Source organism: Actinophytocola sp., from assembly GCF_050699935.1.
In the GTDB taxonomy this organism is placed as follows: domain Bacteria; phylum Actinomycetota; class Actinomycetes; order Mycobacteriales; family Pseudonocardiaceae; genus Actinophytocola.
This window is the reverse complement of sequence record NZ_JBOHGB010000102.1, coordinates 1-25202: the sequence shown is the minus strand read 5'-3', so window position 1 is coordinate 25202 and position 25202 is coordinate 1. Positions and strand designations below refer to the sequence as shown.

The window sequence follows — 25202 nt, the reverse complement described above, 5'->3', positions numbered from 1 at the left end:
CCGCGCGCCGGCGCCGTGGCCGCCCGGTCCGACGCCTGCTTGGGCGCCCCGGACTCCGGCTGTTCGGCGGGCGCCGCGGCGCCCTGTGCCGGCTTCGCCGCCGGTTCGGCCGGCGGCGTGGCGGCGGCCCCGCCGGGCGAGTCGGTGACGTACTCGGAGACCGGCGTGATCGCGCCGAGGTTCAGCTCGGAGTCCTCGTCGAGGACGGACGCCATCGCCGCGCGCACCGCGGAGATGTCCGGCAAGGGCGGCTCGGTCACGCGGACCCGCAACGGCTCGGGCTCGTACCGGTTGCCGGTCACCAGCCCGGCGAGCGGGTCGGCCAGGACCGGTGGCGGAACCGGGTCCTGAGTGCCGTCGTTCGTCATGCCAACTCCCTCGAGCTACCTAGTGGTCACTCCGTGTTCCAGGCTAGGCGCCGTTGGCCCGGTGGGCGAGGTACGCCTGGCGAACCGCGAGGCTGACTCGAACATCGGCGACCAGCGGTTCGAAGAACGCCTGCCGGTAGAGCGGGTCGGTGGTCGCCGACGCGGTGAAGTACAGGCCGCAGAACACCGACAGGAAGATCGACAGCTGGACGAGCGAGTTCGGCAGCGGCAGCTCGATGCCGAACAACGTGCCGAAGTCGACGGACTTGCCCTCGCCGAGCCACGCGTCGACCACGGATGAGTGCACCGCGAGCACACCCAGGCCGATGAGCAGGCAGAACACCAGCACCACGAGCATCACGATCTGCATCGCCTGGGCGATGAACAACACCAGCATGATGTTCGCGCGCTCGCCGCGGCTCAGCTGCTCGGGGGCGGCCGTCGCGTTCGCGGTGTCCAGGTCCGCGAGGTCCGCGGGGAGGCCGGGCAGCCGGCCGGTGGTCATCTGGTCGACCATGCCGCGCAGCTCCTCACGCAGCATCGCGATCATGAACAGGACCGCGAGCGTCGCGAACACCGCGACCACGAGCCACAGCCGCGAGCGGTCCAGCGCGCCGGCGATCTGCCACATGTCGGCCGCGAAGAACGTGAACAACACGACGATCACCAGCAGCGGCAGGGCCCGGGTCGCCATCGTGCCGACCTTGCCGAGCTGGACGAACGCGCGGCGCAGACCCCAGGCGAGGATCGAGCCGGCGCCGGCGTAGACGCCCGCGAGCACGAGCAGGGTCAGCCCGATGTTGATCGTGAGGCTGAGCCAGAGCTGCGAGCGCAGCCCGGTCGCCCACTCGACCCAGGGCAGCACGAACGCGGTCAGCACGAGCACGGTGCCGGCGAGCACGAGCCGGGCGGGTCGCGCCAGCGCGCGCATCCACCTCGACACGAGCCAGCCCGCGACGACCGGCAGGACGAGCCCGGCGACGGTGATGGCGAGCAGCGCGAACACCCAGACCGTGTCGTTCAGCCGTGCCTCGAGCTCGGTCTCGTCCACCGCGAGCCACGTCGTGAGCCGGGACGTCAGCGGGTCGATGAGCATGAGGAACGTCAGTGCGGGGGTGGCGCGCCGCAGGATGGCCGAGCCGCGCCGGTCGTGCCGGACCACCAGCGGCAGCCCGCGGCGGCGCAGCACGGCCTCGAAGCGGCTCCGCGCGGAGTCGGTTCGCCGGCGTGGTTTTGGCTCACCGGGAACCGGCTCGGCGCGCGCCGGATCCGCGTGATCTTCGTGAAGCACGCCAAGACGCTACTGCGTCAGGACTTGGTCCTCGTCGTGGACCTCTTGGTAGTGGCCGACTTCGCCGGCGTCTTGCGACGCGTGGTGCGCTTGGGCGCCGGGCCCTTGGCACGTTTCTCGGCGAGCAGCTCGGCGGCGCGCGCATCGGTCAGCGTCTCCACGTCGTCGGCCTTGCGCAGGGACGCGTTGAACTCGCCGTCGGTGACGTACGGGCCGAACCGGCCGTCCTTGACCACCATCGGCTTGCCGGACACCGGGTCGGAGCCGAGCTCCTTGAGCGGCGGCGCGGACGCGGCGGCCTGCCGGCCGCGGCGCTTGGGCTCGGCGTAGAGCTTGAGCGCCTCGTCGAGGGTGACCGTGAAGATGTCCTCCTCCTTGGCCAGCGACCGGGAGTCGGTGCCCTTCTTGAGGTACGGGCCGTAGCGGCCGTTCTGCGCGGTGATCTCCTCGCCGCTGCTCGGGTTTGTGCCGACGACGCGGGGCAGCGAGAGCAGCCGGAGCGCGTCGTCGAGGGTGACCGAGGCGATGTCCATCGACTTGAACAGCGACCCGGTGCGCGGCTTGGGTTTCTTCGCCTTGGCCGAGCCGTTGGTGTCCGCCGGGTCCGGCAGGATCTCGGTGACGTAGGGCCCGAAGCGGCCCTCCTTGACGACGATCTCGTGGCCCGTCACCGGGTCCGTGCCGAGCGAGCGGCCCTCGGCCGGGGTGGCGAAGAGCTTCTCGGCGATCTCGACGCTCAGCTCGTCGGGCGGCAGGTCCTCGGGCAGGTTGGCCCGCTGCGGCTCGCCGTTCTCGCCAGTGCCCTCGAGAATGCGCTCGAGGTAGGGCCCGTACCGGCCGACGCGGACCACGACCGCCCGGCCGGTCTCGTCGGTGAACAGCGGGATGGAGTTGATCTCCCGCGCGTCGATGGTGTCCACACCGGACCCGACGAGCTTCTTGAGCCCGCCGGAGCGGCCGACCGAGCCCTCGGGCCCGATGTCGCCGCCGAAGTAGAACCCGGTGAGCCACTGGGTGCGCTGCTGCTCGCCGGCCGCGATGCGGTCGAGCTCGTCCTCCATGGCCGCGGTGAAGTCGTAGTCCACGAGCCGGCCGAAGTGCCGCTCCAGCAGGCCGACCACGGAGAACGCGGTCCAGGACGGCACGAGCGCGGAGCCCTTCTTCCACACGTACCCGCGGACCTGGATGGTGTTGATGATCGACGCGTAGGTCGACGGCCGGCCGATGCCGAGCTCCTCCAGCGTCTTCACGAGGCTCGCCTCGGTGTAGCGCGGCGGCGGGCTGGTGGTGTGGCCGTCCGGGTTCAGCTCGGTGGCGGTGACGCCCTGGCCCTTGGTGAGGTGGGGCAGCCGGCGCTCGGCGTCGTCGGCCTCGCCGCCGGCCTCGGAGTCGACGGCCTCGACGTAGGCGCGCAGGAAGCCGGGGAAGGTGATCGTGCGGCCGGACGCGGCGAAGGTGCACTCCTCGCCACTGGTGGCGGTGCCCGTGATGCGGACGCTCATCGTGGTGCCGCGGGCGTCGGCCATCTGCGAGGCCACCGTGCGCTGCCAGATCAGCTCGTAGAGGCGGAACTCGTCGGACTCGAGCTCGCCGGCGACCTGGCCCGGGGTGCGGAACACCTCGCCGGCCGGACGGATCGCCTCGTGCGCCTCCTGGGCGTTCTTGACCTTGCGGTTGTACTGGCGCGGCTGCGGCGAGACGTAGGCGGCGCCGTACAGCTCGCGGGCCTGCGACCGGGCCGCCGCGATCGCCGTCTCGGACAGCGTCGTGGAGTCGGTTCGCATGTACGTGATGTAGCCGTTCTCGTACAGGCGCTGGGCGATCCGCATCGCCCGCTCCGCGGAGAAGCGGAGCTTGCGCCCGGCCTCCTGCTGGAGCGTGGAGGTCATGAACGGCGCGTACGGCCGGCGGGTGTAGGGCTTCTCCTCGACGCTGGAGACGGTCAGCGCGGCGCCGGTGAGCGCGTCGGCGAGCCGGCGGGCCTCGGGCTCGTCGAGGCGCAGGACGTTCGCGCCGGACTTGAGCCGGCCGTCCTGGCCGAAGTCGCGGCCGGTGGCCAGGCGGGTGCCGTCGACGGAGAGCAGCCGGGCGCCGAAGTCGCGCGGGTCGGCCTCCGTGCCGGCGGTCTCCTCGACACGCAGCCGCGCGGAGATGTCCCAGTAGCTGGCGGGGACGAACTTCATCCGCTCGCGTTCCCGGTCCACCACGATGCGGGTGGCCACCGACTGCACGCGGCCGGCCGAGAGGTTCCGCATGATCTTCTTCCACAGGACCGGGCTGACCTCGTAGCCGTACAGCCGGTCGAGGATGCGCCGGGTCTCCTGGGCGTCGACGAGGTCCTGGTCGAGCTCGCGGGTCTGCTCGGCGGCCTGGCGAATGGCGGACTCGGTGATCTCGTGGAACACCATGCGGCGCACCGGGACCTTGGGCTTGAGCGCCTCGATCAGGTGCCAGGCGATCGCCTCGCCCTCGCGGTCACCATCCGTCGCGAGGTAGAGCTCGTCGACGGTCTTGAGGGCCTCCTTGAGCTCGGTGACGGTGGACTGCTTGTCCGGCGTGACGATGTAGATCGGCTCGAAGCCGTTGTCGACGTTGACGCCGAGGTTCGACCACGACTCACCCTTGTACCTCGCCGGCACCTCGGCCGCCTTGCGCGGCAGGTCCCGGATGTGCCCACGGGAGGACTCCACGACGAAGTTCCGGCCGAGGTACGACGCGATCTTGCGAGCCTTGGCCGGCGACTCGACGATCACCAGCCGCCGCGGCTCTGACCCGTTGGTCGCGCCGCTTCTCTTCGTCTTCGTAGTCCCTGCCACGCTTGTCCCGCTCTCTTGTCAAGCTCACTCTCAGCTCGACAGTGTGCACGTTGCTCACTGTGATACCTACCCCCAGGTGCCCCGAGGCACACTCGACGGCCCCGGTTCCGCCCTATTACCTGAGTAGCACGCTCAGGCCGGCTGGCGCACATGGGATACCGCCGGCCAGTGGCTCTCGGCGGCTGCGGAGGGTGATCGCCCGACGAGTTCGGCGAGTCGACCGAGCCGCCTCCTGCCAGATATTCGCAGGCCAGGGACGTCGTCCTCGGCGCGGTACGGATTCGCGGGCAGACCGGCGGCGGTGACCGCGGCGGTGAGCGGCTCGTGCGTGTCGCGGGCGAGCGGGTCGAGCCGGAGGAGGTAGCCGCCGTCGATCCAGTCGCCGGCGGCGAGCACCCAGAGTCGCAGCGCCGCACCGGCCAGGGTGAGCCCGGCCGGGACGGTCTTGGTGTCGGTCTTGGTGTCGCCGTCGGTCCAGGCGGCGGCGAGCGCGGTGAGGTCGCGGCGGAACGCGGTGCGCAGCAGCAGCCCGCCCGGATGGTCGCCGGTCGTGAAGAGGGTGGCGTCGACGCCGCGGTCGGCGAGGGCCCGCCGGAGCACGTGGCCGCGCCAGGTCTGCGCCAGCGGGACCGAGAGCCGCGCGGTGACGCCGCCGAAGCTCACCAGCCGGCCCGGTCCGCAGAGCAGCCCGGCGAGGTCCCCGCGGGCCGGCGGGTTCGCCTCGGCGGAGTAGAACGACAACTGGGCCACCCGACACAGGATAGAACACTCGTTCGATCCGGGGAACCCGGTGGATCATGGCCGGAACACGAACGGGCCCACCACGAACTCGCCGTGGTGGGCCCGCCCGGTTGTTACGCGGTCAGGACGCGCCGTCGGTCACCGGCGTCGGCTTCTGGTCGGCCGGGTCGTCCGAGATCACGGTGCCCCGCCGCTTGGACACGAAGATCGCGCCGGCGACGAGCAGCGCGGCGACCACGGCGAACGTGACCCGCAGGCCGGTGTTCGCGCTCTCGCCGATCGAGAGGGTCACGATCGCGGGGGCGATCAGCAGCGAGACCAGGTTCATCACCTTGATCAGCGGGTTGATCGCCGGGCCGGCGGTGTCCTTGAACGGGTCGCCCACGGTGTCACCGATGACCGTGGCCGAGTGGGCCTCGGAGCCCTTGCCGCCGTGGTTGCCGTCCTCGACCAGCTTCTTGGCGTTGTCCCACGCGCCACCGGAGTTGGCCAGGAAGACCGCCATCAGCGTGCCGGTGGCGATGGCGCCGGCCAGGTAGCCGGCGAGCGGGCCGACGCCGAGGCCGAAGCCGACCGAGATCGGCGCCAGCACCGCCATCAGGCCCGGGGTGGCGAGCTCGCGCAGCGAGTCGCGGGTGCAGATGTCCACGACACGGCCGTACTGTGGGCGGACCGAGCCGTCCATGATGCCAGGGTTGTCGTGGAACTGGCGGCGCACCTCGAACACGACCGCGCCCGCCGCGCGGGACACGGCGTTGACCGCGAGCCCGGAGAACATGAACACGGCCGCCGCACCGATCACGATACCCACCAGCACCTTGGGATCGAACACGGTGAAGTTGTCGATGAAGAACTGGTCCACGTCCAGGCCCGAAGCGGCCTCGGCGAGCGACTCGGTGATCGCGGTCAGGTAGGAGCCGAACAGCGCGGTCGCGGCGAGCACGGCGGTCGCGATCGCGATGCCCTTGGTGATCGCCTTGGTGGTGTTGCCGACCGCGTCGAGCTCGGTGAGGATCGCCGCACCCTCGCCCTCGACGTCGCCGGACATCTCGGCGATGCCCTGCGCGTTGTCGGAGACCGGGCCGAAGGTGTCCATGGCCACGATGACGCCGACGGTGGTCAGCAGGCCGCAGCCGGCCAGGGCGATCGCGAACAGCGACACGAACAGCGACCCGGACAGCAGGAACGCGCCGTACACGGCCCCGCCGATGACGAGCGCGGTGTAGACCGCGGACTCGAAGCCGACCGAGATGCCGGAGAGGATCACGGTGGCGGCGCCGGTCAGCGAGGTCTTGCCGACGTCCTTGACCGGCTTGTGCTCGGTGCCGGTGAAGTAGCCGGTGAGCCACAGGATGATGCCGGCGAGCACGATGCCGATGATCACTGCGACGGCGGCGATGAGTGCCGGGCTGCCGGTCGTGTTCGGGTCGGCGGCGTCGGTGAGCTCGGAGAACGACGTGGGCAGGAAGATGAACGCCGCCGCGGTGCACAGGATCGCGGAGATCAGCGCGGAGATGTAGAAGGACCGGTTGATCGCGGCCAGGCCGCCCTCGCCGGGGCGGGCGCGGGTGATGTAGACGCCGATGACCGCGGTGATCACGCCGAGGGCCGGCACGATCAGCGGGAACAGCAGGCCCTGCGCGCCGAACGCGGTGGAGCCGAGGATCAGCGCGGCGACCAGGGTCACGGCGTAGGACTCGAACAGGTCCGCGGCCATGCCGGCGCAGTCACCCACGTTGTCGCCGACGTTGTCGGCGATGGTGGCGGCGTTGCGCGGGTCGTCCTCGGGGATGTTCTGCTCGACCTTGCCGACGAGGTCGGCGCCGACGTCCGCGGCCTTGGTGAAGATGCCGCCGCCGACACGCATGAACATGGCGATCAGCGCGGCGCCGAAGCCGAAGCCCTCGAGCACCTTGGGTGCCTCGCCCGCGTAGACGAGCACGACGATCGAGGCGCCGAACAGTCCGAGGCCGACGGTCGACATGCCGACCACGCCGCCGGTGCGGAACGCCACGCGCATGGCGATCTCACGGCCGGACGGTTCCCGGGAGGCGGCGGCGACGCGCAGGTTCGCCTGGGTTGCCAGCCACATGCCGAGATAGCCGATCGAGAACGAGAACACCGCGCCGATCACGAAGAACACCGATCGGCCGATCAGTTCGCCGGCGCCGTCGGCCGGTAGTGCGAACAGCAGGGCGAACACCACGAGCCCGAAGATCAGCAGGGTGTTCCGCTGGCGCTTGAGGTACGCGCCGGCGCCCTCCTGCACGGCCTTGGCGATGTCCTGCATCTTCGGGGTGCCCTGGCCGGCGGCCAGCACCTCCTTGAGCAGCACGTAGCCAACGGCGAGGGCAGCGAGAGCGATCACGGCTACCACGACGACCACGCCGCGGTCACCGCCGGTCAGCGGCGGGCCTTCCGCTAGGTACTGCCAGGACATCGGTCCTCCAGGTACTTCTTGCCTGATGTGGGCGCTACACACCGGTTGGCCTGACCGGGCCACGGTTCATCCCTGCTCGGGACGGATTGCGCCACCAGGTGTTGATGGGACGTCGGCGGAGTCTATTGGTTGTCCTCGCGCGCCCCGCGAGGCGTCCCGTCAACTGCGGTTTTCGGGGTCCTGCGACGGGTGGACGTGATCGGTAAAGGGAATCGATCCAGTCGGGTCCGCGGCGGGCGGCGCGGGGTTGTCGGTGGGATGTGCGAAGCTCCCTGTCGTGGGTACGCAGCCAGCCGCTGGACGTGGCCGTCGGCTGCTCGACCGGGTCCTCGCCGGCGTGCCGTCGGGTGAGAGTCCGCTGCGACACGTGCGTGAGCTGCCGGAACGCATGGCGGAGCCGGTGCCGTGGCCGGACTGGGTCTCCGGTTCGCTGCGCGAGGCGTTCGAGCGGTGCGGGGTGGTCGCGCCGTGGGCACACCAGGTGGAGGCGGCGGCGCACGCGTTCGCGGGCCGGCATGTGGTGATCGCCACGGGGACGGCGTCGGGCAAGTCGCTGGCCTACCAGGTGCCGGTGCTGTCGTCGCTGGCGTCGGACCGGCGGGCGACCGCGCTGTACCTGTCGCCGACGAAGGCGCTGGGCGCGGACCAGCTGCGGTCCGTCGGTGCGCTGGACGTCCCGGAGGTGCGGCCGGCGAGCTTCGACGGGGACACCCCGCTGCCGGAGCGGGACTGGGTGCGGGCGCACTCGCGGTGGGTGTTCACGAACCCGGACATGCTGCATCGCGGGATCCTGCCGGCGCACGCGAAGTGGGCGCACTTCTTCCGTCGGCTGGCGTTCGTGGTGGTCGACGAGTGTCACGGGTATCGCGGGGTGTTCGGTTCGCATGTGGCGTTGCTGCTGCGGCGGCTGCGGCGGGTGGCGCGGCGATACGGGTCGGACCCGGTGTTCGTGCTGGCGTCGGCGACGGTGTCGGACCCGGCGGCGTCGGCGTCGGTGCTGGCCGGGGTGCCGTGCGAGGCGGTGACGGCGGACCGTTCGCCGCGGGGGGCGCGGACGGTGGCTTTGTGGGAGCCGCCGCTGCTCTCCTCGCTGGAGGGCGAGAACGGGGCGCCGGTGCGGCGGTCGGCGGGCGCGGAGACGGCGCGGATCCTCACGGACCTGGTGGTGGAGGGCGCCCGGACGCTGGCGTTCGTCCGGTCACGGCGGGGCGCGGAGCTGACGGCGCTGTCGGCCCGTCATGCTTTGTCCGAAGTGGACTCCTCGCTGCCCGCTCGGGTGGCGGCGTACCGGGCGGGGTTCCTGCCGGAGGAGCGGCGGGCGCTGGAGCAGTCGCTGGCGTCCGGGCAGTTGTTGGGGGTCGCGAGCACGAACGCGCTGGAGCTCGGGGTGGACATCGCGGGGCTGGACGCGGTGGTGGTGGCCGGGTACCCGGGGACGCTGGCGTCGTTCTGGCAGCAGGCGGGGCGGGCCGGCCGGGCCGGAGACGGTTCGCTGGTGGTGTTCGTGGCGCAGGACAACCCGCTGGACACGTACCTGGTGCACCACCCGTCGGCGATGCTGGACAAGCCGGTCGAGGCGACGGTGATCGACCCGGCGAACCCGTACGTGCTGGCGCCGCAGCTGGCGTGCGCGGCGGCCGAGCTGCCGCTGGCCGAGGCCTGCCTCGCCGACTTCGGTGGCGCGGCCGCGCGGCGGGTCGTGGACGAGCTGGTGTCGGACGGTGTGCTGCGGCGCCGGCCGACGGGCTGGTTCTGGACGTCGCGGGAGCGCCCGCACGCGTCGGTGGACATCCGCGGGTCGGGTGGCGACCAGGTGGCGGTCGTGGAGTCGGACTCCGGGCGGCTGCTGGGGACGGTGAACCCGGGTTCGGCGTGCACGACGGTGCACCCGGGGGCGGTGTACCTGCACCAGGGGACGTCGTACGTGGTGGACGAGCTGGACCTGGCGGCGGGGCTGACGATGGTCCACCGCGAGGATCCGGAGTGGACCACTACCCCGCGCGAGCAGGTGGACATCTCCGTTCTGTCCACTATGGAGAGTCGGGCCCGCGGCGGCGTGTCGGTGAACCTGGGCGAGGTCGCCGTGACGTCGCACGTGGTCGGGTACCTGCGCCGGCTGCCGTCAGGCCAGGTGCTGGACCAGATCCCGTTGGACCTGCCGGAGCAGACCCTCCACACGCGGGCGGTCTGGTACACGGTGAGCGATGCACTGCTGGCGGAGGCGGGGGTGTCCCACCGGGCGGTCCCGGGCGCCCTGCACGCGGCCGAACACGCGGCGATCGGCCTGCTTCCCCTGTTCGCGACGTGCGACCGCTGGGACATCGGCGGCGTGTCCACCGCGCTGCACGCCGACACCGGCGAGGCCACGGTCTTCGTCCATGACGGCCACCCGGGCGGCGCGGGCTTCGCCGACCGCGGTCACGCGGCCCTGATCCCCTGGCTGACGGCGACCCGCGACGCGATCGCGGCGTGCGAGTGCGCGGCCGGCTGCCCGTCCTGCGTGCAGTCCCCCAAGTGCGGCAACGGAAACGAGCCCCTCGACAAGTCGGCCGCCGTCGCCGTGCTGGACGCGGTCCTCCGCGTCACGTCCTCGTCGGAGGACCAGAGCCCGGCGGCATGATCCGTCCACAAGCGGCCGAGTCGTCCACAGCAAGACGCGACACCACTGGAATCGTCCTCCCCCTCCGGTAATGTGGAAAGCGGGGACGGTGGATTCAGGCGGTCGTTGCGACATGATCTATGTGGACAGTAGCAGGTTGAGTTTTCCTTGGGGCTGAGCCAGTTCAGGGTTTTGCCTGTGGGGAAGTACTGGCAGAGCATGCCGTTGATGCTTTTATGTCAAGCGGGCTGGTGGCGGGTGATGTGGTGTCGCCAGGCCGCTTGGTCGGTGGTCATGGCTCGGTGGATGACGTCGATGAGGTGGCGTTGGAGGATGCGGCCCCTCCGCGTGAGCCTTTGGCGGGTTCGTGGCGGGCCAGGAGCGCCTGCGCGGCTGGGTGTCGGCGTTTCTGCACGATGGCGGCGATGTAGAGCACGCTGTTGAGTCGGCGGTTGCCGCCTCGGTGCAGTCGGTGCCGTTCCTGGTCGGCGGAGTAGACCGGGATCGGTGCGCAGCCGGTGTAGCGCGAGTTTGGCCGAGGTGGCGAACCGGGTGAAGTCGCCGATCTCGGTGATCAGGACCGCCGCCCGAGTTGTAGCTGATCCCGGTGACCTCCAGCAGCGCGGGCGCCAAGGGGGTCACGAGTTGCCTGATCGTGGTGTCGAGGTCGTGTGGACCCGGCGGTTGATTCGGCGATCTCAGTGATCATGTCGAGCAGCGCCTGGCGGACGTGCGTCCTGGTCGTCGCGGTGTTCACCAGTGCGGTCACGGCCGCCAGGTTCCTGGCTCGGGCCAGGTCTCCCGGTGTGTGGTCGAGCCAGACGTGCAGTGGGGCCTTGAGCTGGTTGATCGCCATCGTGCGGCGCCTTGATGAGATCGGTCCGGTAGTCGACTAGGACGCGTAGCTCACGCACGCGCACGTCGATGCGGTGCCGGTCCAGGCCGGGGATGGCGACGGCGGCATGGGCCACTGCGGCGGCGTCGATCTGGTCGGACTTGGCTGCGGCGGCTGCGTGCAGCATGCGGTGGGCGGCGGCTAGGCGGGTGGGAACCCAGACCACCTCACGGCCGGCGAGCAGCAGTCCGTCGGCCAGGCGGCGGGCGAAGCCCCGGCCGTCCTCGATGGCGCAGGTGACCGGTGTGTCACCGGCGATCGACCTGATCCAGTTGAGTAGCACGACGATCAGGGACGCATTGTTGCCGACGGTCAGCGGCCTGCCGATGCGCCTGCCCGCGGCGTCGACGGCCACCGCGACGTGGATGCGCTTGTGCGAGTTGACGGCTCAGCAGGCTTCTATCAAGTCACCCGGTCAGGGGCTCGCCCTGCGGGCCACTGTGGACAGATCAACGGAAGATCCTCACGGACACGTGTTCTCCGAGTCACCCAGCAACCCCAAACCGGCCCTCCTCCCGTCGAAGAAGATCCGGTGCCGCGCACTCTGCACCACCAGGTGTTCTCGTTGCTGCCGCGTTGCCATTGAGCGTGCGGATCGCAGAAGTAGATCGCGAGGTCGGTGGCCAGGGTGATCTCGGCGTGGCGGGCCAGCTCGGTGCCGCGGTCCCAGGTCAGTGACCGTTTCAGGATGGTGGGCCGGGTGTGGATCATGGCGTCCCGTACCGCGGGCGCGATGTCGCCGTCGGGCAGGTGCGCCAGCAGGCAGAACCGGCTCGTGCGTTCGACCAGGGTGCCGATCGCGGACTTGTTGTCCTTGCCGATGAGCAGGTCGCCTTCCCAGTGCCCCGGTATCGCTCGAGCCGCGGCCTCGGCTGGCCGCTCGCTGATCTCCACCAGATCGGGGATCAGCGGCCGACGAGCCCGCCGGGCCTGAGCCTGACGAGGTGGTAAGGGCGATGCCCGCCCGGTGCGCAGGCATCGGGCCGGCTCCCGGCGCAGGGCTGCACGTCCCTGGACGTCGAGGGACTGGTAGATCGTCTCCTGCGACACGCGCAGCTCCGGCCGGTCGGGAACCTCGATCGCCAGCCTGGTCGAGATCCGCGCCGGTGACCACCACCGCTCAAGCCGCGCCTGCACCCACTTCCGCAACTCCACATCGGTGGCCAGGGCGAGCCTGGCTGCCGCGCGCCCGCCGCGCTCGCTCGCACGCCGCCACCTGCGCTCGATACCGCGCTCGACCCCGTTCCGGAAGATCTCCCGGCTCACCGTCGAAATCGGCCGACCCAGCCGCCGCGCGCGATCACCCGCACGCTCTCATCCCGCACCACACCGAGCGAGATCTCCTCCCGCCCGGCCACCGACAGATACCGATCCCCCACCACACCAGGCGCGTTACCGATCACCCCGCCAGCCTCAGCGAACCACCGCGACCCGGTCCGCGGCGACACACCCACCGCCCACGAGGCACGCATCACCACCCGCCCCGCCCGAACCCCATCCCAAAACCGCACCCGCACAACTCGCGGCAACGGCAACGGCCCACCACAAACACCACGTCATCAGAAGGGTGTTGCACGACCCTGGAATCACCGACCCCGCGTCCGGCGAATGTCCTCAACAACTGTCCACTGTGGATTTCTGTGGCCTTCGCTTCCGTTTCGACACCGCCGCGATGTCTGCACGGCTTCACTCTCGCGGCGCCGCCAAAGTCAAGGCAACCCTAGTTCCGTGACACCCCACTCCGAATGGGGAATGGCAACGCGCCGGGGGCCGGGAGACCGGCGACCCCGGCGCGTTGCGCTACGCCGGGCGCGCGAGGAGCGGTTCTGCTACCGCTCGGGTCGGCGCGCGGTCAGTGGTCGGGCATCGGCGGGGCGTCCGGCGTGCGCGGGGGTTTCGGGGAGGCGGTTACCTCCGCGCGCGACGGCCGTCCCTGGGGCCAGGTACTCGCCGAATGCCCGATGCTGGCCGCGCCGCGGGAGATCCACTCCTCCTGCGAGCGTCCGACATGCTCCCCGTCCCAGGGTCGGCCACCAGGTTGCGGGAGCGGCGCCGATCAGCGGGACGGGTTGGCTGCGGTGGAGCGGCATTTCTGCGGAACGCCCACCGCGGGCGTGCCGGGAGGGTGCCCCCGGCAAAGCGTGTTTCACGGGTACCGCTGAGCGCATCCCACTCAATCCCTTGGCGTCAGTCCGCTACGACGAGGCCGGCGATCGACCGGGCGTGGGCCGCGCCCGTGGCCACGGCGTCGATGAGCGCGTCCTGCACGGCGCTCGAGTCCGGCATCTGCCAGCCGCAGACCTCCGGGCGCACCCGCCAGTGGACGACACCGTGCTGCAGCGGGGTGGGCGGCAGCGGCACGTAGCTGCCCTCCGCGTGCAGGACCACGTCGCCCTCCTCGGCGAGCGGGCGCTCCAGCTTGTGGCCCGCGTTGACGAGGAAGGTCCAGCGGTCGTCCGGCGTGGCCATGATCGGCACGGGAACACCGACGCTGCGCAGTACTCGCGCGGCGCCCCGGCCCAGGCGACCGGGAACCTCGATCGCGTCCAGCTGCACGCCGGTCGCGAGCAGGAGGCTGTACGGCCGGCCGGTCCACCACGTGGCGACCTGCTCCGGCTTGGTACCGATCCGGCTCTGCCAGTCCGCGTGGACGGGGCGTGGCCCGGTGTTCTCGTTGCCCTCGCGGCCCGCCCAGTGCGGGCCAGCCGGATAGGTACCCGGCAGCACCGGCCACCCGCGCCACGCGAGGCCGATGGCCTGAGCGCGCAGCTCGACGCGGAAGGCCCTGCGCCAGCTATCCGACCAATCCATGTCCAACATCTCGGGTGCTTGCCTCCTTGTTCTCGGGCGCCACGATCCGCGGGTGCCCTGCGCTCACTTAACGGCATGGTCACCGGCGACGGAACTTGCAGTCGACAACTGGTCGTTATGACACGGTGAACGAATAACGAGATAGGCACGGCTGAAGCCTGGTCAGGCGTTGAACGGGGTTTTCGGACCGTCGGGAATGCCGTTTACCGTCCGAAGACGACCGTTCGACTTGCGCCAGTCGCTCGACGACCGGTCCGGCGCGTGCTCGGGCTTCCGCCGGACCGAACCCCGCCAGCACGCCGGGCGGCTCCGCGACCACCTCGACCCGCGCCTCCGACCCGTCGAGCCCGCAGCTGCGCAGGCCGACCTCCATTCGATCGGTGACCCAGCGGGCCTTTCCGCAGGCCACACGCTCGCCCTCGACGGCGACGCCGGCGGCGGCCAGTGCGGCCATGTCGGCGGCGCTCGTCGCCCGGTGTCTGGTTGCCGCCGCCGCGCCGAGCCAGACGACCAGCGTGGTGATGGCGAGGAGGGCCGCGATGGCACCGGCCGCCCACACGGTCGCCGCGCCGCGATCTCGAGCCGTCGGCAGCGGGGTTGGTCGTTGCTTTGTCACGAACTGTCTCCGGCAGAACCCGGTTCGGCGATCGCGTACGCCGCGCCATGCAGCTCGAGACCGGGCAGCAGACCGTTGACCGGCACCGCGCGGACGTCCACCTCGATCGCGTCGCCGCGCACCGTGATCGCGACATTCGCCCTGGCAGGAGCGATTTCGGCGGCAGTGGCGCGAGCTCGCTCGGGTTCGCCTCTGGCGACCAGGCGGGCCGCCTCTCGGGCGGCATCGATGCACCTCAGCTGGTCGATAGCTGCCGAAATGGCACCCAGCGCGAGGGCGAGCACCGTCACGAAGGCGCCCAGAGCGATCGCCGCTTCGACGGTCACCGCGCCGGAGTCCCGGTCCGGTTTTCGGCGGCCGCGCCCGGTCGCGGCCATCAGACATTCACCGAGAGCGCGCGCTGGATGATCGACGTGATCGAGTTCAGGACGTCGTCACCGGTGACGATCCCGTAGAGCACCACCGCCAGCGCGGCCGCGGAGACCAGTCCGACGCAGTACTCGACGGTCGTCATGCCGTCGTCGCCGATCAGGAAGTCCGGGCGGGGGCGAATTCGAAGCGGGGTCGGGTGCGGAAACATCGGTCGTTCTCCTTATATCGGTGGGTGGTCAGATCGCGAGCTGACCGGCGAGGCCGGCCACGACGGGCACGATCCCGAGGCAGATGAACGCGGGTAAGAAGCAGACGCCGAGCGGTGCGGCGATGAGCACGCCGGCACACTGCGCCCGGGCCTCGGCAGCGTCGCCAGCCGAGTCGCGGACGGCCGTCGCGAGCGCACCGACGACGTCGGCGAGTGCGGTGCCGGAGCGAGCGGTGTGCCGGGCACCGCGAGCGAGCGCCACGGTGTGCGGGCACCTCATGGCCGGCGCCCAGGCATCGACGGGGTCAGCGCCCATCGCGAGCAGGTCGGCGGTCGTGCGCAGGGCGCGACCGGCGTCGGCCGGCAGGTCGTCGGCGATCGCCGCGACGGACGCGGGCACGGAGAGCCCGGCACGCAGGCAGGCGGCGAGGAGGTCCCACGCCGCGGCCAGGCCGAGCGGGTCCGGCCGCACGCGGTCGGTACGCATGAGTCGGCGGGCCAGCCACCACGCCGCGACGGCGACCGCCGTGCCGGCGAGGAGGCCGTGCGGCCAGCCGGCCAGCGCCGCGGCGAGGACGCCCAGCGAGCCGGCGAGCGTCAGCCGCTGCGCCTTCGGGCCGGGACGTCGCCAGCCTCCGTCGAGGCCATGGAGCCGGGCCAGGCGCGTTCGGGGCAGTCCGGCTCGGGACCACAGCGGGATCGCCGCCGCCAGCAGCAGAAGGCTCGCCGGGTTCATCGCGGCACGACCTGACCCGTGAGCCGGCCGCACCAGGCGACGCCGGCACACAACAACGCGACGCCGACGACGAGCAGCAGCTGACCGGGGCCGGTGAGCATGCGCAACGGCTGGGCACCGATCGCCTCGCCGAGCGCGACGCCGAGCGCGGGCAGCACGGCGAGGACGGTCGCGCTCGTGCGCGGGCCGGCCATGCGGGCCAGTACCTGGCGGGCGAACCGGACGCGTTGCTCGAGGTCGCGGCCTACCGTGTCGAGGATCTCGGCGAGCGGCAGCCCATGGCGCCCCGCCAGCGCCCAGGCTCTCGACACCCTGGCCAGACCGGTCGCCAGCGACTCAGGTCCGGCGGCGCGGAGGGCGAGGTGCACGTCGCCGTCGAGTCTCGCGGCGGCGGCGATCGCACGCATGGAGGCGGCGGCCGCGGGTTGGGCGTCGATCGCGGCGGCCTCGGCGGCCTCGGCCGGGTGGGCTCCCGCACGCAGGCCGGCGACCAGCGAGCGGATCGCCTCGGCAAGGCCGTCGACAGACGACAGCGCGCGTTGCAGCTCTCCCCTGGCACGCCACCGGCGCCACGCGGTGACGGTGACGAGGAACGCGGCCACGGCCCCGCCCAGTCCGGCGAGAGCCCAGCCGGCCGCGGTGGCCGTCGCGGCGAGGGTGACCGAGCTCGGTCGCGGTGGGCGGAGCCGGCGATGACGGCGTTCACCGGTCAGGTCGCTCAGCCGTCTGGTGGCGAGGGCGGAGGGCCAGGCCAGTAGCGCGGCGGCACAGCAGACGAGGCTCAACACGGGACTGTCACTCCCCTGGCCTCGAGCGCCTCGTTGGTCGCGGGCACGACACGCACGCCGTCGCGTGTGCGCTCGAGGACACCGATCTCCTCCAGGCGGCGGCTGCCGTCGCCGCGGCGGCGCATGTGGAGCACGACGTGGAAGGCGGCGGCGAGTTGGCTGTGCAGGGCGCCGCGGTCGAGCCCGCCAAGCGCGGCGAGGGCTTCCATGCGGGCGGGGAACTCGGCCGGCGAGTTGGCGTGGACCGTGCCGGCGCCGCCGTCGTGACCGGTGTTGAGGGCGGTGAGCAAGTTGTAGACCTCGGCGCCGCGGACCTCGCCGACGATGATGCGGTCGGGGCGCATGCGCAGGCCATGGCGGACGAGGTCGGCGAGCGTCACCTCGCCGGCGCCTTCGACGTTCGGCGGGCGGGCGATGAGCCGGACGAACTGCGGATGGTCGGGTTGGAGCTCGCCGGCGTCCTCGACGGTGACGATTCGTTCCGTGGGGTCGACGCGGCCGAGGAGGGCGCTAAGCAACGAGGTCTTGCCGGCACCGGTGCCCCCGGTGACGACGAAGGCGAGGCGGGCGTCGACTATCGCTTCGAGGAGGCGGTGCGTGGGTTCGTCGAACGTGCCGAGCCGTTGAAGGGAGCCGAGGTCGTGACCGGCGCGGCGGAGGACACGCAGGGAGATGCAGGTGCCGTCGGCGGCGATCGGTGGGAGCACCGCGTGGAGGCGGACGCGGCCGAGTGCGCCGGCCGGTAGCCATGCGTCGACGAACGGCTGCGCGTCGTCGAGCCGCCGCCCGCAGATGAGGGCGAGGCGCTGGGCGAGCCGGCGGACGGCATCCTCGTCGGGGAAGGTGACGTCGGTGCGGCGCAGACCGCCGTCGCCGTCGCGCCAGACCTGCTCGGGGCCGGTGACGAGGACGTCGGTCGTGCCGGGCGCGCGGAGCAGTGGGTCGAGCGGTCCGGCGCCGACGAACTCCTGCCGCATGAGGCGAAGGGCGTCGAGGACGTCCGCGTCCCCGACGATGCCGCCGGCCTCTTCGCGGACGGCTCTCGCGACTTCGGCGGAGGTGATCTCGGTGCCGCCGCTGGCCAGCCTGCTGCGGACTCGGTCGACGAGGTCTGTCGGGACGTTCATTGTTCTGCTCGCAGTCGGGTCGTGTGGTAATTGTCGCAAGTGGACAGTTGATTGATGGGGTCGTTCGGTGCCGCACCGTTCACGCCGAGGCCGTCATCGGCGGCGCAGGAGCTGGCCCTGTTGGTTGCGGTTGTGGCCGGAGTCGGACGGCCGGCGTCCCGCAGGCGCGGCGGATGTGGCGCGGGCTTGATGTGCGGTTCGGCGGCCAGCACGGCACGCGGGCCGTCGTTCGCCGCGTGGCGAGCCGGTTGATGCGGGCGGTTGCGTCGTCGGAGCTGGGCCGGCTTGGTGACGTGGGATCGGTACGCACGCGTCGGGCGGTTGCAGTCCTCGGGCGGATTCGTTGCTGGCAGGCGGTTTCGGCCTGCCAGGTGGCCCGGAGCGGGACCGCGGGTTCTCGCCTTGGTGTCTCGTGTGGACGGTGGATGAGGTCGTTGGTCGGGTTGCATGTGGGGTAGGTGGTTCGGGAACGATCTTGTGGCAGGGGTTCCGCGGCGGAGTCTTGGTTCGGGTGGGCGATTCGGCGGGTGGGCGGCGGTCGGCCGTGTGACGGGGGTGCACGAGGTGCGGGTGGGCGGGTGCGGGTGGTGTGGGGGTCATGAGGCTGCTTTCAGGTCCGGCGGAATGCGTTGGGAGGCACAGGGTTCGCAGACCGATGGGGCGTTCAGGTAGCTCGGGCAGGGGTGGGCGGAGGCCGGGCACCTGTTGACGGGTGGGGCATGCGTTGGGCGGCGCACTCGCGTCGGGACGGCGGGCCTGGGATGTGGGGTCATGACGCTGCTCGCAGGGAACGGTTCGTGCGTAGGGGTTGGGCGGCCAGGGCGGCGAGCGTTGCCCTGGCCGCAGTTGCCAGGGGCCCTCTCGGGCGTGGGGAGAAGTCGCCGCGGTCGAGGGCCTGGGACAGGTTCGGTTCGGGTCGCATCGTTGTCAGGAGTGGGACGTTCACCGCCTTGGCGACCTCGTCCGGATGCAGGGACCCCGGCGCCGGTCCGCGGACCACCAGTCGCGCCTTGGCGCCCAGCTCGGCCAGACGTTCGGCCAGGAGCCGCGCGGAGACGCACGCTCGGACCTCGCCGGGGACGACCACCACCGTCAGGTCGGCCCGCGTGAGAGCCGCCTGGGCGGCATCGTCCAGGGCTCGGGGAAGGTCGCAGATCACCGTCTCGCCGGCCCGGCGGCCCGCTTCCAGAACCGCCGCCACGGCGTCGGGTGCGGGGGCGCGGCCCTTGCGGGCGCCGGAGAGGACCGTGAGCCTCGTTGTGCCCCTGGTTCTGCTGGGCAGGGCGTCGTGGAGGCTGGACGCGGCGACGCGGCCGGCACGCAGGTGCATGTCGGGCCAGCGAAGGCCCTGTTCGGACTCCGCGCCGAGGACCAGGTCCAGGCCGCCGCCCAGTGCGTCACAGTCGATCAGCAGGGCGCTCTGGCTCATCCGCAAAGCGGTCAGGCCCAAAGCGGCCACGAAGACCGACGCGCCCGCGCCTCCTCGGCCGCCGACCACCGCCAGGGCTCTGCCCGTGGTCGGGGCGGGCGCCTCCGTCGCGTCAGCGAGCACGCTGACGAGCCAGGACTCCGCGCCGGGCAACTCGAGCACGCGCTCCGCGCCGATCCCCACCGCGCGTTCCCACAGGCTCTTCGACGCCGGCTCGGCGCAGACGAGGACCACCGCGTCGCGCCGGGGCAGGCCGGCTCTCTCGCAGTGTTCCGCGCCCGTGGCGTCCAGCAGTACCAGTGGCGCCGTCGACCAGCGCAGGCGGGCCGCGGCCGCGTCGGGCACGCATTCGAGGTCACAGCCGGCGGCGGCCGCCAGCTTCAGCACGTCGTCGAGCAGGTCCTCGTCCTCGACGAAGGCCATCGGGCGCTTCGAGTCCACCATGCCCCCTTGAGCTGATCATGTGCGGGCCGGGCGGTCGCCTGGCCTCACTGCCACGATCGCCCGGCCACGCGGGCCCGACAACGCGTCAAGATCGACATGTGGACAGCCGCGCGGGTTGTGGACAACCCGGGCCGCCGGAAGAAGGTGACGACCCCCGCCAGGGGGGAGGGACGGGGGTCGTCGAAGGTTCAGCTCCGGGGGGTCGAGCTGAACCCGTCCGGCAGAAGCCGGACTCCACCACTGTATCCCGTCACTTCGGGGTCATGGTTGCAACTTGCTCGAACCGGGATGCATTGCGTGAGCCCCAGGATGTCCGCGTGGCCACGGAGAACAGATCCGCTACTTATGCTGGCGACGTGACCAAGCCCGACGCACTCGATGACCGGCCCAAGGCCGCCGCGTTCTTCGACCTCGACAAGACGGTCATCGCCAAGTCGAGCACGCTGGCGTTCAGCCGTCCCTTCTTCCGCAACGGCCTGATCAACCGGCGGGCCGTGCTGAAGGGGGCCTACGCGCAGTTCGTCTTCGCCGCCTCGGGCGCGGACGCCGACCAGGTCGAACGCATCCGCGCGCACCTCGCCGCGCTGTGCACCGGCTGGGACGTCGCCCAGGTCCGCTCGATCGTCGAGGAGACGCTGTACGACATCGTCGACCCGCTGGTCTACGCCGAGGCCACCGAGCTCGTCGCCGCGCACAAGGCCGAGGGCAGCGATGTCGTGATCGTGTCCGCGTCCGGTGCGGAGGTCGTCAGCCCGATCGCCGAGATGGTCGGCGCCACGCACAGCATCGGTACCCGGATGGTCGCCGCGGACGGCCGCTACACCGGTGAGATCGAGTTCTACTGCTACGGCGAGAACAAGGCCAGCGCCATCAAGGAGCTCGCCGCGGAGCGCGGCTACGACCTCGCCGCCTGCCACGCCTACTCCGACTCGATCACGGACCTGCCGATGCTGGAAGCGGTCGGCCACCCGACGGTCGTGAACCCGGACAAGGGACTGCGTGCGCTCGCCGCCGAGCGGGGCTGGCCCGTGCTCCAGTTCAGCAAACCGGTGTCGCTTCGCTCGCGGTTCCCGGCACCCTCCGGGACGGCCGTCGCGGTCACCGCGATCAGCCTCGGCGCCATCGCCACCGCGGGCGCCACGTGGTACGGGATCCACCGTCGACGAAAGCGGTGAACACCACCACCCGGGTGGCGGTACCGGTGTCGCTGGAAACCGCATATGAGCTGCGGAAAGAGCCCACAGAATACGCTCACGAAGAGTGTCCGTCGACACCTGGACGGCTCTGTAACGGTGCACCCGACTGTGGCCTTGAAGTGACCTCCAGCACTAGGTAGAAAGGACATGCGGACCTCCGATCGGCCAGGGTCGAAGCGGAAGAGAAGCTCCGGCCACCCCGATGGGGCTCCGTGCACAGAACCCGGGCACCCACGCGCAGCCAGCCGCGGGAGGCATGTCGTCAAGGGACTGCGTACCGGGACGCCGGACGCCGAGGCCAGGTAGGTACGACACTGTTGCACGCTTGGTAACCCGAGCGTTCTGTGCGGGCGATTTTGGGCGATCCCGCCCACGGCGACGTGGGTCGGGATCGCCCTTTTTAGTTGCCCTGGACGCGCTTATGCGCCGACCCACGTTTCATTGGGCCGAACGCGCGCTTGCCGGCCTTTCCTGACGTGGGTAACTTACCGGTGCTGCTAGCTATCGGTTAAGAGGTTACGGAGTGACCCAGCTGGCCGGCCAGGGAGGCCGTGGTGCGCATGTCTCGTTCACTAGCCCGTCGCAGTCTTTCCGTCGCGATCGCCGCCATCGCGACCTCGGCAATGGTTAGCGGGGTGAGCCAGGCCGATGTGCCCGGCGCGTCGCCGGGCACGCCCGACGGCGAGGACGCCGCTCTCGCCGAGGCGCGGGAAACGCTGCGTGGCATGTCGCTGGACCAGAAGATCGCCCTGCTGTTCGTCATCTCCGTGTGGGGCCAGTCCGCCGACGAGGCCCACCCGACGAACAAGGAGAACTACGGCGTGGACACGCCGGCGCAGGTGATCGAGAAGTACGGCGTCGGCGGCGTCATCTACTTCAACAACAGCGGCACTGACAACGTCGACGGCCCCAGGCAGCTGGCCGCCTTCTCCAACGGTCTGCAGCGTGCCGCGGTCAAGCACAACACGCGCCTGCCGCTGCTCGTCGCGATCGACCAGGAGGGCGGCAACGTCACCCGGCTCGAGTCGCCGGCCACCGAGTACCCCGCCAGCATGGCCGTCGGCGCGGGCCGCAGCACCGCCGACGCCAAGGCGCTCGCCACGATCAACGCCACCGAGCTGCGCGCGATGGGCGTCAACCAGAACTTCGCCCCGGTCGCGGACGTCAACTCCAACCCGCTGAACCCGGTCATCGGCGCCCGCAGCTTCTCCTCGCGACCGGACCTCGCGAGCAGCCTCGTCACCGCCGAGATCGACGGCTACCAGCGCGGCGGCAAGCGTTTCGAGACGGTGTCCTCGTCCGCCAAGCACTTCCCCGGGCACGGCGACGCGGAGACCGACAGCCACACCGGCCTGCCGATCATCGACCGGACCGAGGCCGAGTGGCGCGAGTTCGACCTGCCGCCGTTCCGGGCCGCGGTCGACGCCGGCATCGACTCGATCATGACCGCGCACATCGAGGTCCCGAGCCTCGACCCCTCCGGAGTGCCGGCCACGCTCTCCCAGCCGATCCTCACCGGCCTGCTCCGCGACGAGCTGAACTACGACGGCGTGATCGTCACCGACTCGCTCGGCATGGGCGGCGCGAACGTCTTCCCGCCCGAGGAGATCCCGGTCATGGCGCTGGAGGCCGGCGTGGACCAGCTCCTCATGCCGCCGGACCTGCAGCTCGCGATCGACGCGGTCAAGGGCGCGGTGCAGAGCGGGCGGCTGACCGAGCAGCGCATCGACGAGAGCGTCGTGCGGATCCTCAAGCTCAAGCGCGAGCGCGGCATCCTCGACAAGCCCTTCGTCAACGAGAACAAGGTCGACAAGATCGTCGGCAAGCCGGAACACATCGCCCGGATCCAGCAGATCACCGACCGCACCACGACGGTCCTGCGCAACGACGCGAACCTGCTGCCGCTGGCCAATGCCCCGGCCAAGGTCCTGGTGACCGGTGTCGGCGACACCGTGCTCACCAACCGCAGCCCCGAGTGGCTCCGCGACAGCATCAACAAGCGGGGCTCGACCGCCACGGCGCTGCCGACCGGACTCAACCCGACCCGGGCGACCATCGACCAGGCGGCGGCCGCGGCCGGCGAGTCGGACCTGACCGTCGTGCTGACCAACAACCTGTCCGGCCGGGAACAGCAGCGGGCGCTCGTCGACGCGCTGTTGGCGACCGGCAAGCCGGTGATCGCGGTCGCCTCACAGATCCCGTACGACGCGGGCTTCGTGGACGCGCCGACGTGGGTGGCGACCTACAGCTGGCGGGCCGCCTCGATGGAGGCACTCGCCAAGGTGCTGTACGGCGAGATCTCCCCGCAGGGCAAGCTCCCGGTCGACGTTCCGGCCGGCGACGACCCGAGCACCATCCAGTACCCCTTCGACACAGGACTGACGTGGTGAGCATGGACCGGCGACACTTCCTTTCAAGGTCCGCGCTCACGGCATCCGCACTGGCCGCGCCGGCGATGACCGTCGCGGCCGCGAGCCCGGCGGCCGCGAGCCCGGCGGCCGCGGCGACCACTCAAGGCGGTAGCCATGGGCGGGTCACGCCGGCGGCCGACCTGCTCGCCGCCGACGGCTGGCAGCGCTTGCGCGGCCGCAAGCTCGGCGTGCTGACCAACCCGACCGGCGTGCTGCGCGACCAGACCCACATCGTCGACTCGATGGTCGCCGCGGACGTCCGGCCGACCGCCGCGTTCGGGCCCGAGCACGGCTTCCGGGGCACCGCGCAGGCCGGCGGATCCGAGGGCGACTACCTCGACCCGCGCACGCAGGTCCCGGTGTACGACGCGTACGGCGCGACCGGGGAGAAGCTCGCGAGCCTGTTCACCAAGGCCGGCATCGACACGCTGGTGTTCGACATCGCCGACGTCGGCGCGCGCTTCTACACCTACATCTGGAGCATGTACACGGCCATGCACGCGGCGGTCCTGACCGGCACGTCAGTCGTCGTGCTCGACCGGTCCAACCCGGTCGGCGGCCGGCCGTTCGGCCCGATGCTCGACCCGGCGTTCGCGTCGGGTGTGGGTCGCAAACCGATCGTGCAGCAGCACGGCATGACCGTCGGCGAGCTCGCGAGGCTCTTCGACGCGGAGTTCCTGCCCGAGGACGCCGGCGGCCGGCTCGACAGCCTGGAGATCGTCCGCCTGCGGGGCTGGCGCCGCGACGAGCTGTTCTCCGAGTCGGGCCTGCAGTGGGTGCTGCCGAGCCCCAACATGCCCACGCCGCACACCGCACTCGTCTACCCGGGCACGTGCCTGTTCGAGGGCACCGTGCTGTCCGAGGGCCGCGGCACGACCCGGCCGTTCGAGATCATCGGCGCGCCCGGGATCGACTGGCACTGGGCCGAGGCGCTCAACGCGGCCGACCTGCCGGGCGTGCGGTTCCGCGAGCACTACTTCGTGCCGACGTTCTCCAAGTGGGTCGGCGAGACCTGCGGCGGAGTCCAGGTGCACATCACCGACGAGCGCCGCTTCGAGGCCATCCACACGGCGATCACCATGATCGTCACCGCGAAGCAGGCCCACCCGGACGTCTTCGGCTGGCGGCCGGACAACTTCATCGACAAGCTCTCCGGCTCCGACCGGCTGCGTCTGATGATCGACGCGGGCGCCGGGGTCGACGAGGTGATCGGCGCCTGGCGGGGCGAGCTCGCCGCTTTCGCGAAGCTACGGGAGCGGTATCTCATCTACCGGTGACTACTTCGAGGTGGCCATGTTCAGGCGTTCCGCGCTGTCCGTTGCTGTGCTCGCCGTGCTCACGACCCTCACCACGACGGCGAGCGCGGCCGCGAGTGCCGAGCCGTACGGCGGCGGCGTGACCGGCCGCTTCGACAGACCCCAGGAGGGCTTCGCCCCGCCGCGGACCGTCCTGCGGGACGGCTCGCCGCAGTCGGTGGGCCTCGACCCGGAGCCGATCGACGCGGCGCTGGACCGGATCGACGCGTGGACCCGGCCCGATCCGAACACCGGACATCCGCTGTTCTCCGGCGCGGTCGGTCTGCTCGCGCACGACGGCGTCGTCGTCGAGCGGGCGAGTACCGGCTACGCGCTGCGCTACGCCGACGCCGCGGGCACCGAGCTGCCGGACGCGGACAAGGTGCCCATGCGCACCGACACGATCTTCGACATGGCGTCGGTGTCGAAGCTGTTCACCTCGATAGCCGTGATGCAGCTGGCCGAGCGGGGTGACATCGACGTCGACGCGCAGGTCGCGACCTATCTGCCCGAGTTCGGCGTCAACGGCAAGGAGACCATCACCGTCGCCCAGCTGCTGACCCACACATCGGGGCTGGTGGCGTGGCTGCCGCTGTGGTCGGCCTATCCGGACGTCCCG

At 71.3% G+C, this 25202-nt stretch carries 19 protein-coding genes and 2 pseudogenes; 5 read left to right on the top strand and 16 right to left on the bottom strand.

The genetic code is table 11. The annotated features are described in order from the left end of the window. From ACRDTB_RS26530 to ACRDTB_RS26510, 5 genes and pseudogenes are all read right to left on the bottom strand, one after another. Positions 1 to 368 (bottom strand): annotated as a pseudogene (locus tag ACRDTB_RS26530) (hypothetical protein); the annotation flags it as partial. A 43-nt stretch (positions 369 to 411) separates the two neighbouring features. After that, positions 412 to 1659: a hypothetical protein gene (locus ACRDTB_RS26525; RefSeq protein WP_431434596.1), complete on the bottom strand. Its 1248-nt coding sequence runs from the start codon at positions 1657 to 1659 to the stop codon at positions 412 to 414. Between the two features lie 17 nt (positions 1660 to 1676). Next, positions 1677 to 4475 (bottom strand): type I DNA topoisomerase, encoded by a 2799-nt coding sequence (topA, locus tag ACRDTB_RS26520; protein ID WP_431434594.1) that lies wholly within the window; start codon positions 4473 to 4475, stop codon positions 1677 to 1679. A 132-nt stretch (positions 4476 to 4607) separates the two neighbouring features. Continuing rightward, positions 4608 to 5225 (bottom strand): hypothetical protein, encoded by a 618-nt coding sequence (locus tag ACRDTB_RS26515; protein ID WP_431434592.1) that lies wholly within the window; start codon positions 5223 to 5225, stop codon positions 4608 to 4610. 112 nt (positions 5226 to 5337) lie between these two features. Further along, complete coding sequence (locus ACRDTB_RS26510) at positions 5338 to 7656, bottom strand: sodium-translocating pyrophosphatase (protein WP_431434590.1); 2319 nt, start codon at positions 7654 to 7656, stop codon at positions 5338 to 5340. Positions 7657 to 7933: 277 nt separating this feature from the next. On the opposite strand from ACRDTB_RS26510, the gene ACRDTB_RS26505 reads away from it, so the two are divergent. After that, positions 7934 to 10276: a DEAD/DEAH box helicase gene (locus ACRDTB_RS26505; protein WP_431434588.1), complete on the top strand. Its 2343-nt coding sequence runs from the start codon at positions 7934 to 7936 to the stop codon at positions 10274 to 10276. Positions 10277 to 10547: 271 nt separating this feature from the next. On the opposite strand, the gene ACRDTB_RS26500 is transcribed toward ACRDTB_RS26505, so the two are convergent. The 11 genes and pseudogenes from ACRDTB_RS26500 to ssd all read right to left on the bottom strand — a co-directional run bounded on the left by ACRDTB_RS26500 (position 10548) and on the right by ssd (position 19681). Continuing rightward, a complete protein-coding gene (locus tag ACRDTB_RS26500; RefSeq protein WP_431434599.1) occupies positions 10548 to 10724 on the bottom strand; it encodes a hypothetical protein in 177 nt (58 codons plus the stop codon). 229 nt (positions 10725 to 10953) lie between these two features. Beyond that, a complete protein-coding gene (locus ACRDTB_RS26495; protein ID WP_431434597.1) occupies positions 10954 to 11517 on the bottom strand; it encodes an IS110 family transposase in 564 nt (187 codons plus the stop codon). 188 nt (positions 11518 to 11705) lie between these two features. Continuing rightward, positions 11706 to 12685, bottom strand: a pseudogene (locus ACRDTB_RS26490) (IS30 family transposase); the annotation flags it as partial. 652 nt (positions 12686 to 13337) lie between these two features. Next, the gene (locus tag ACRDTB_RS26485) at positions 13338 to 13961 is read right to left on the bottom strand and encodes a bifunctional DNA primase/polymerase (protein ID WP_431434586.1); all 624 of its coding nucleotides are present in this window, start codon (positions 13959 to 13961) and stop codon (positions 13338 to 13340) included. 115 nt (positions 13962 to 14076) lie between these two features. Beyond that, a complete protein-coding gene (locus ACRDTB_RS26480; protein WP_431434585.1) occupies positions 14077 to 14577 on the bottom strand; it encodes an Rv3654c family TadE-like protein in 501 nt (166 codons plus the stop codon). Further along, positions 14574 to 14954, bottom strand: coding sequence for a TadE family type IV pilus minor pilin (locus ACRDTB_RS26475; RefSeq protein ID WP_431434583.1), 381 nt, complete (start codon positions 14952 to 14954; stop codon positions 14574 to 14576). Before ACRDTB_RS26475 ends, ACRDTB_RS26480 begins: the two co-directional genes overlap by 4 nt. Continuing rightward, complete coding sequence (locus ACRDTB_RS26470) at positions 14954 to 15157, bottom strand: DUF4244 domain-containing protein (RefSeq protein ID WP_431434582.1); 204 nt, start codon at positions 15155 to 15157, stop codon at positions 14954 to 14956. The genes ACRDTB_RS26475 and ACRDTB_RS26470 overlap by 1 nt, the downstream gene beginning before the upstream one ends. 28 nt (positions 15158 to 15185) lie before the next feature. Next, positions 15186 to 15893, bottom strand: a complete 708-nt coding sequence (locus ACRDTB_RS26465; protein ID WP_431434581.1) for a type II secretion system F family protein — start codon at positions 15891 to 15893, stop codon at positions 15186 to 15188. Continuing rightward, entirely contained in the window at positions 15890 to 16681 is a 792-nt protein-coding gene (locus ACRDTB_RS26460) for a type II secretion system F family protein (protein WP_431434579.1), read from the bottom strand. The genes ACRDTB_RS26465 and ACRDTB_RS26460 overlap by 4 nt, the downstream gene beginning before the upstream one ends. Next, positions 16675 to 17808 carry a TadA family conjugal transfer-associated ATPase gene (locus ACRDTB_RS26455; protein WP_431434577.1) on the bottom strand — a complete coding sequence of 378 codons (1134 nt, stop codon included), beginning with the start codon at positions 17806 to 17808 and terminating at the stop codon, positions 16675 to 16677. The genes ACRDTB_RS26460 and ACRDTB_RS26455 overlap by 7 nt, the downstream gene beginning before the upstream one ends. Before the next feature lie 769 nt (positions 17809 to 18577). Beyond that, positions 18578 to 19681, bottom strand: a complete 1104-nt coding sequence (gene ssd, locus ACRDTB_RS26450; RefSeq protein ID WP_431434575.1) for a septum site-determining protein Ssd — start codon at positions 19679 to 19681, stop codon at positions 18578 to 18580. Positions 19682 to 20037: 356 nt separating this feature from the next. Between ssd and ACRDTB_RS26445 the strand changes: the two genes are divergently transcribed. From ACRDTB_RS26445 to ACRDTB_RS26430, 4 genes are all read left to right on the top strand, one after another. Further along, on the top strand, positions 20038 to 20856 hold the full coding sequence (locus ACRDTB_RS26445) for an HAD-IB family hydrolase (RefSeq protein ID WP_431434573.1): 819 nt from the start codon (positions 20038 to 20040) through the stop codon (positions 20854 to 20856). A gap of 581 nt (positions 20857 to 21437) precedes the next feature. After that, complete coding sequence (locus tag ACRDTB_RS26440; protein ID WP_431434571.1) at positions 21438 to 23267, top strand: glycoside hydrolase family 3 protein; 1830 nt, start codon at positions 21438 to 21440, stop codon at positions 23265 to 23267. Further along, positions 23264 to 24565, top strand: a complete 1302-nt coding sequence (locus ACRDTB_RS26435) for an exo-beta-N-acetylmuramidase NamZ family protein (protein WP_431434569.1) — start codon at positions 23264 to 23266, stop codon at positions 24563 to 24565. Before ACRDTB_RS26440 ends, ACRDTB_RS26435 begins: the two co-directional genes overlap by 4 nt. A gap of 16 nt (positions 24566 to 24581) precedes the next feature. After that, a partial coding sequence (locus tag ACRDTB_RS26430; RefSeq protein WP_431434567.1) for a serine hydrolase domain-containing protein occupies positions 24582 to 25202 on the top strand: 621 nt, incomplete at its 3' end.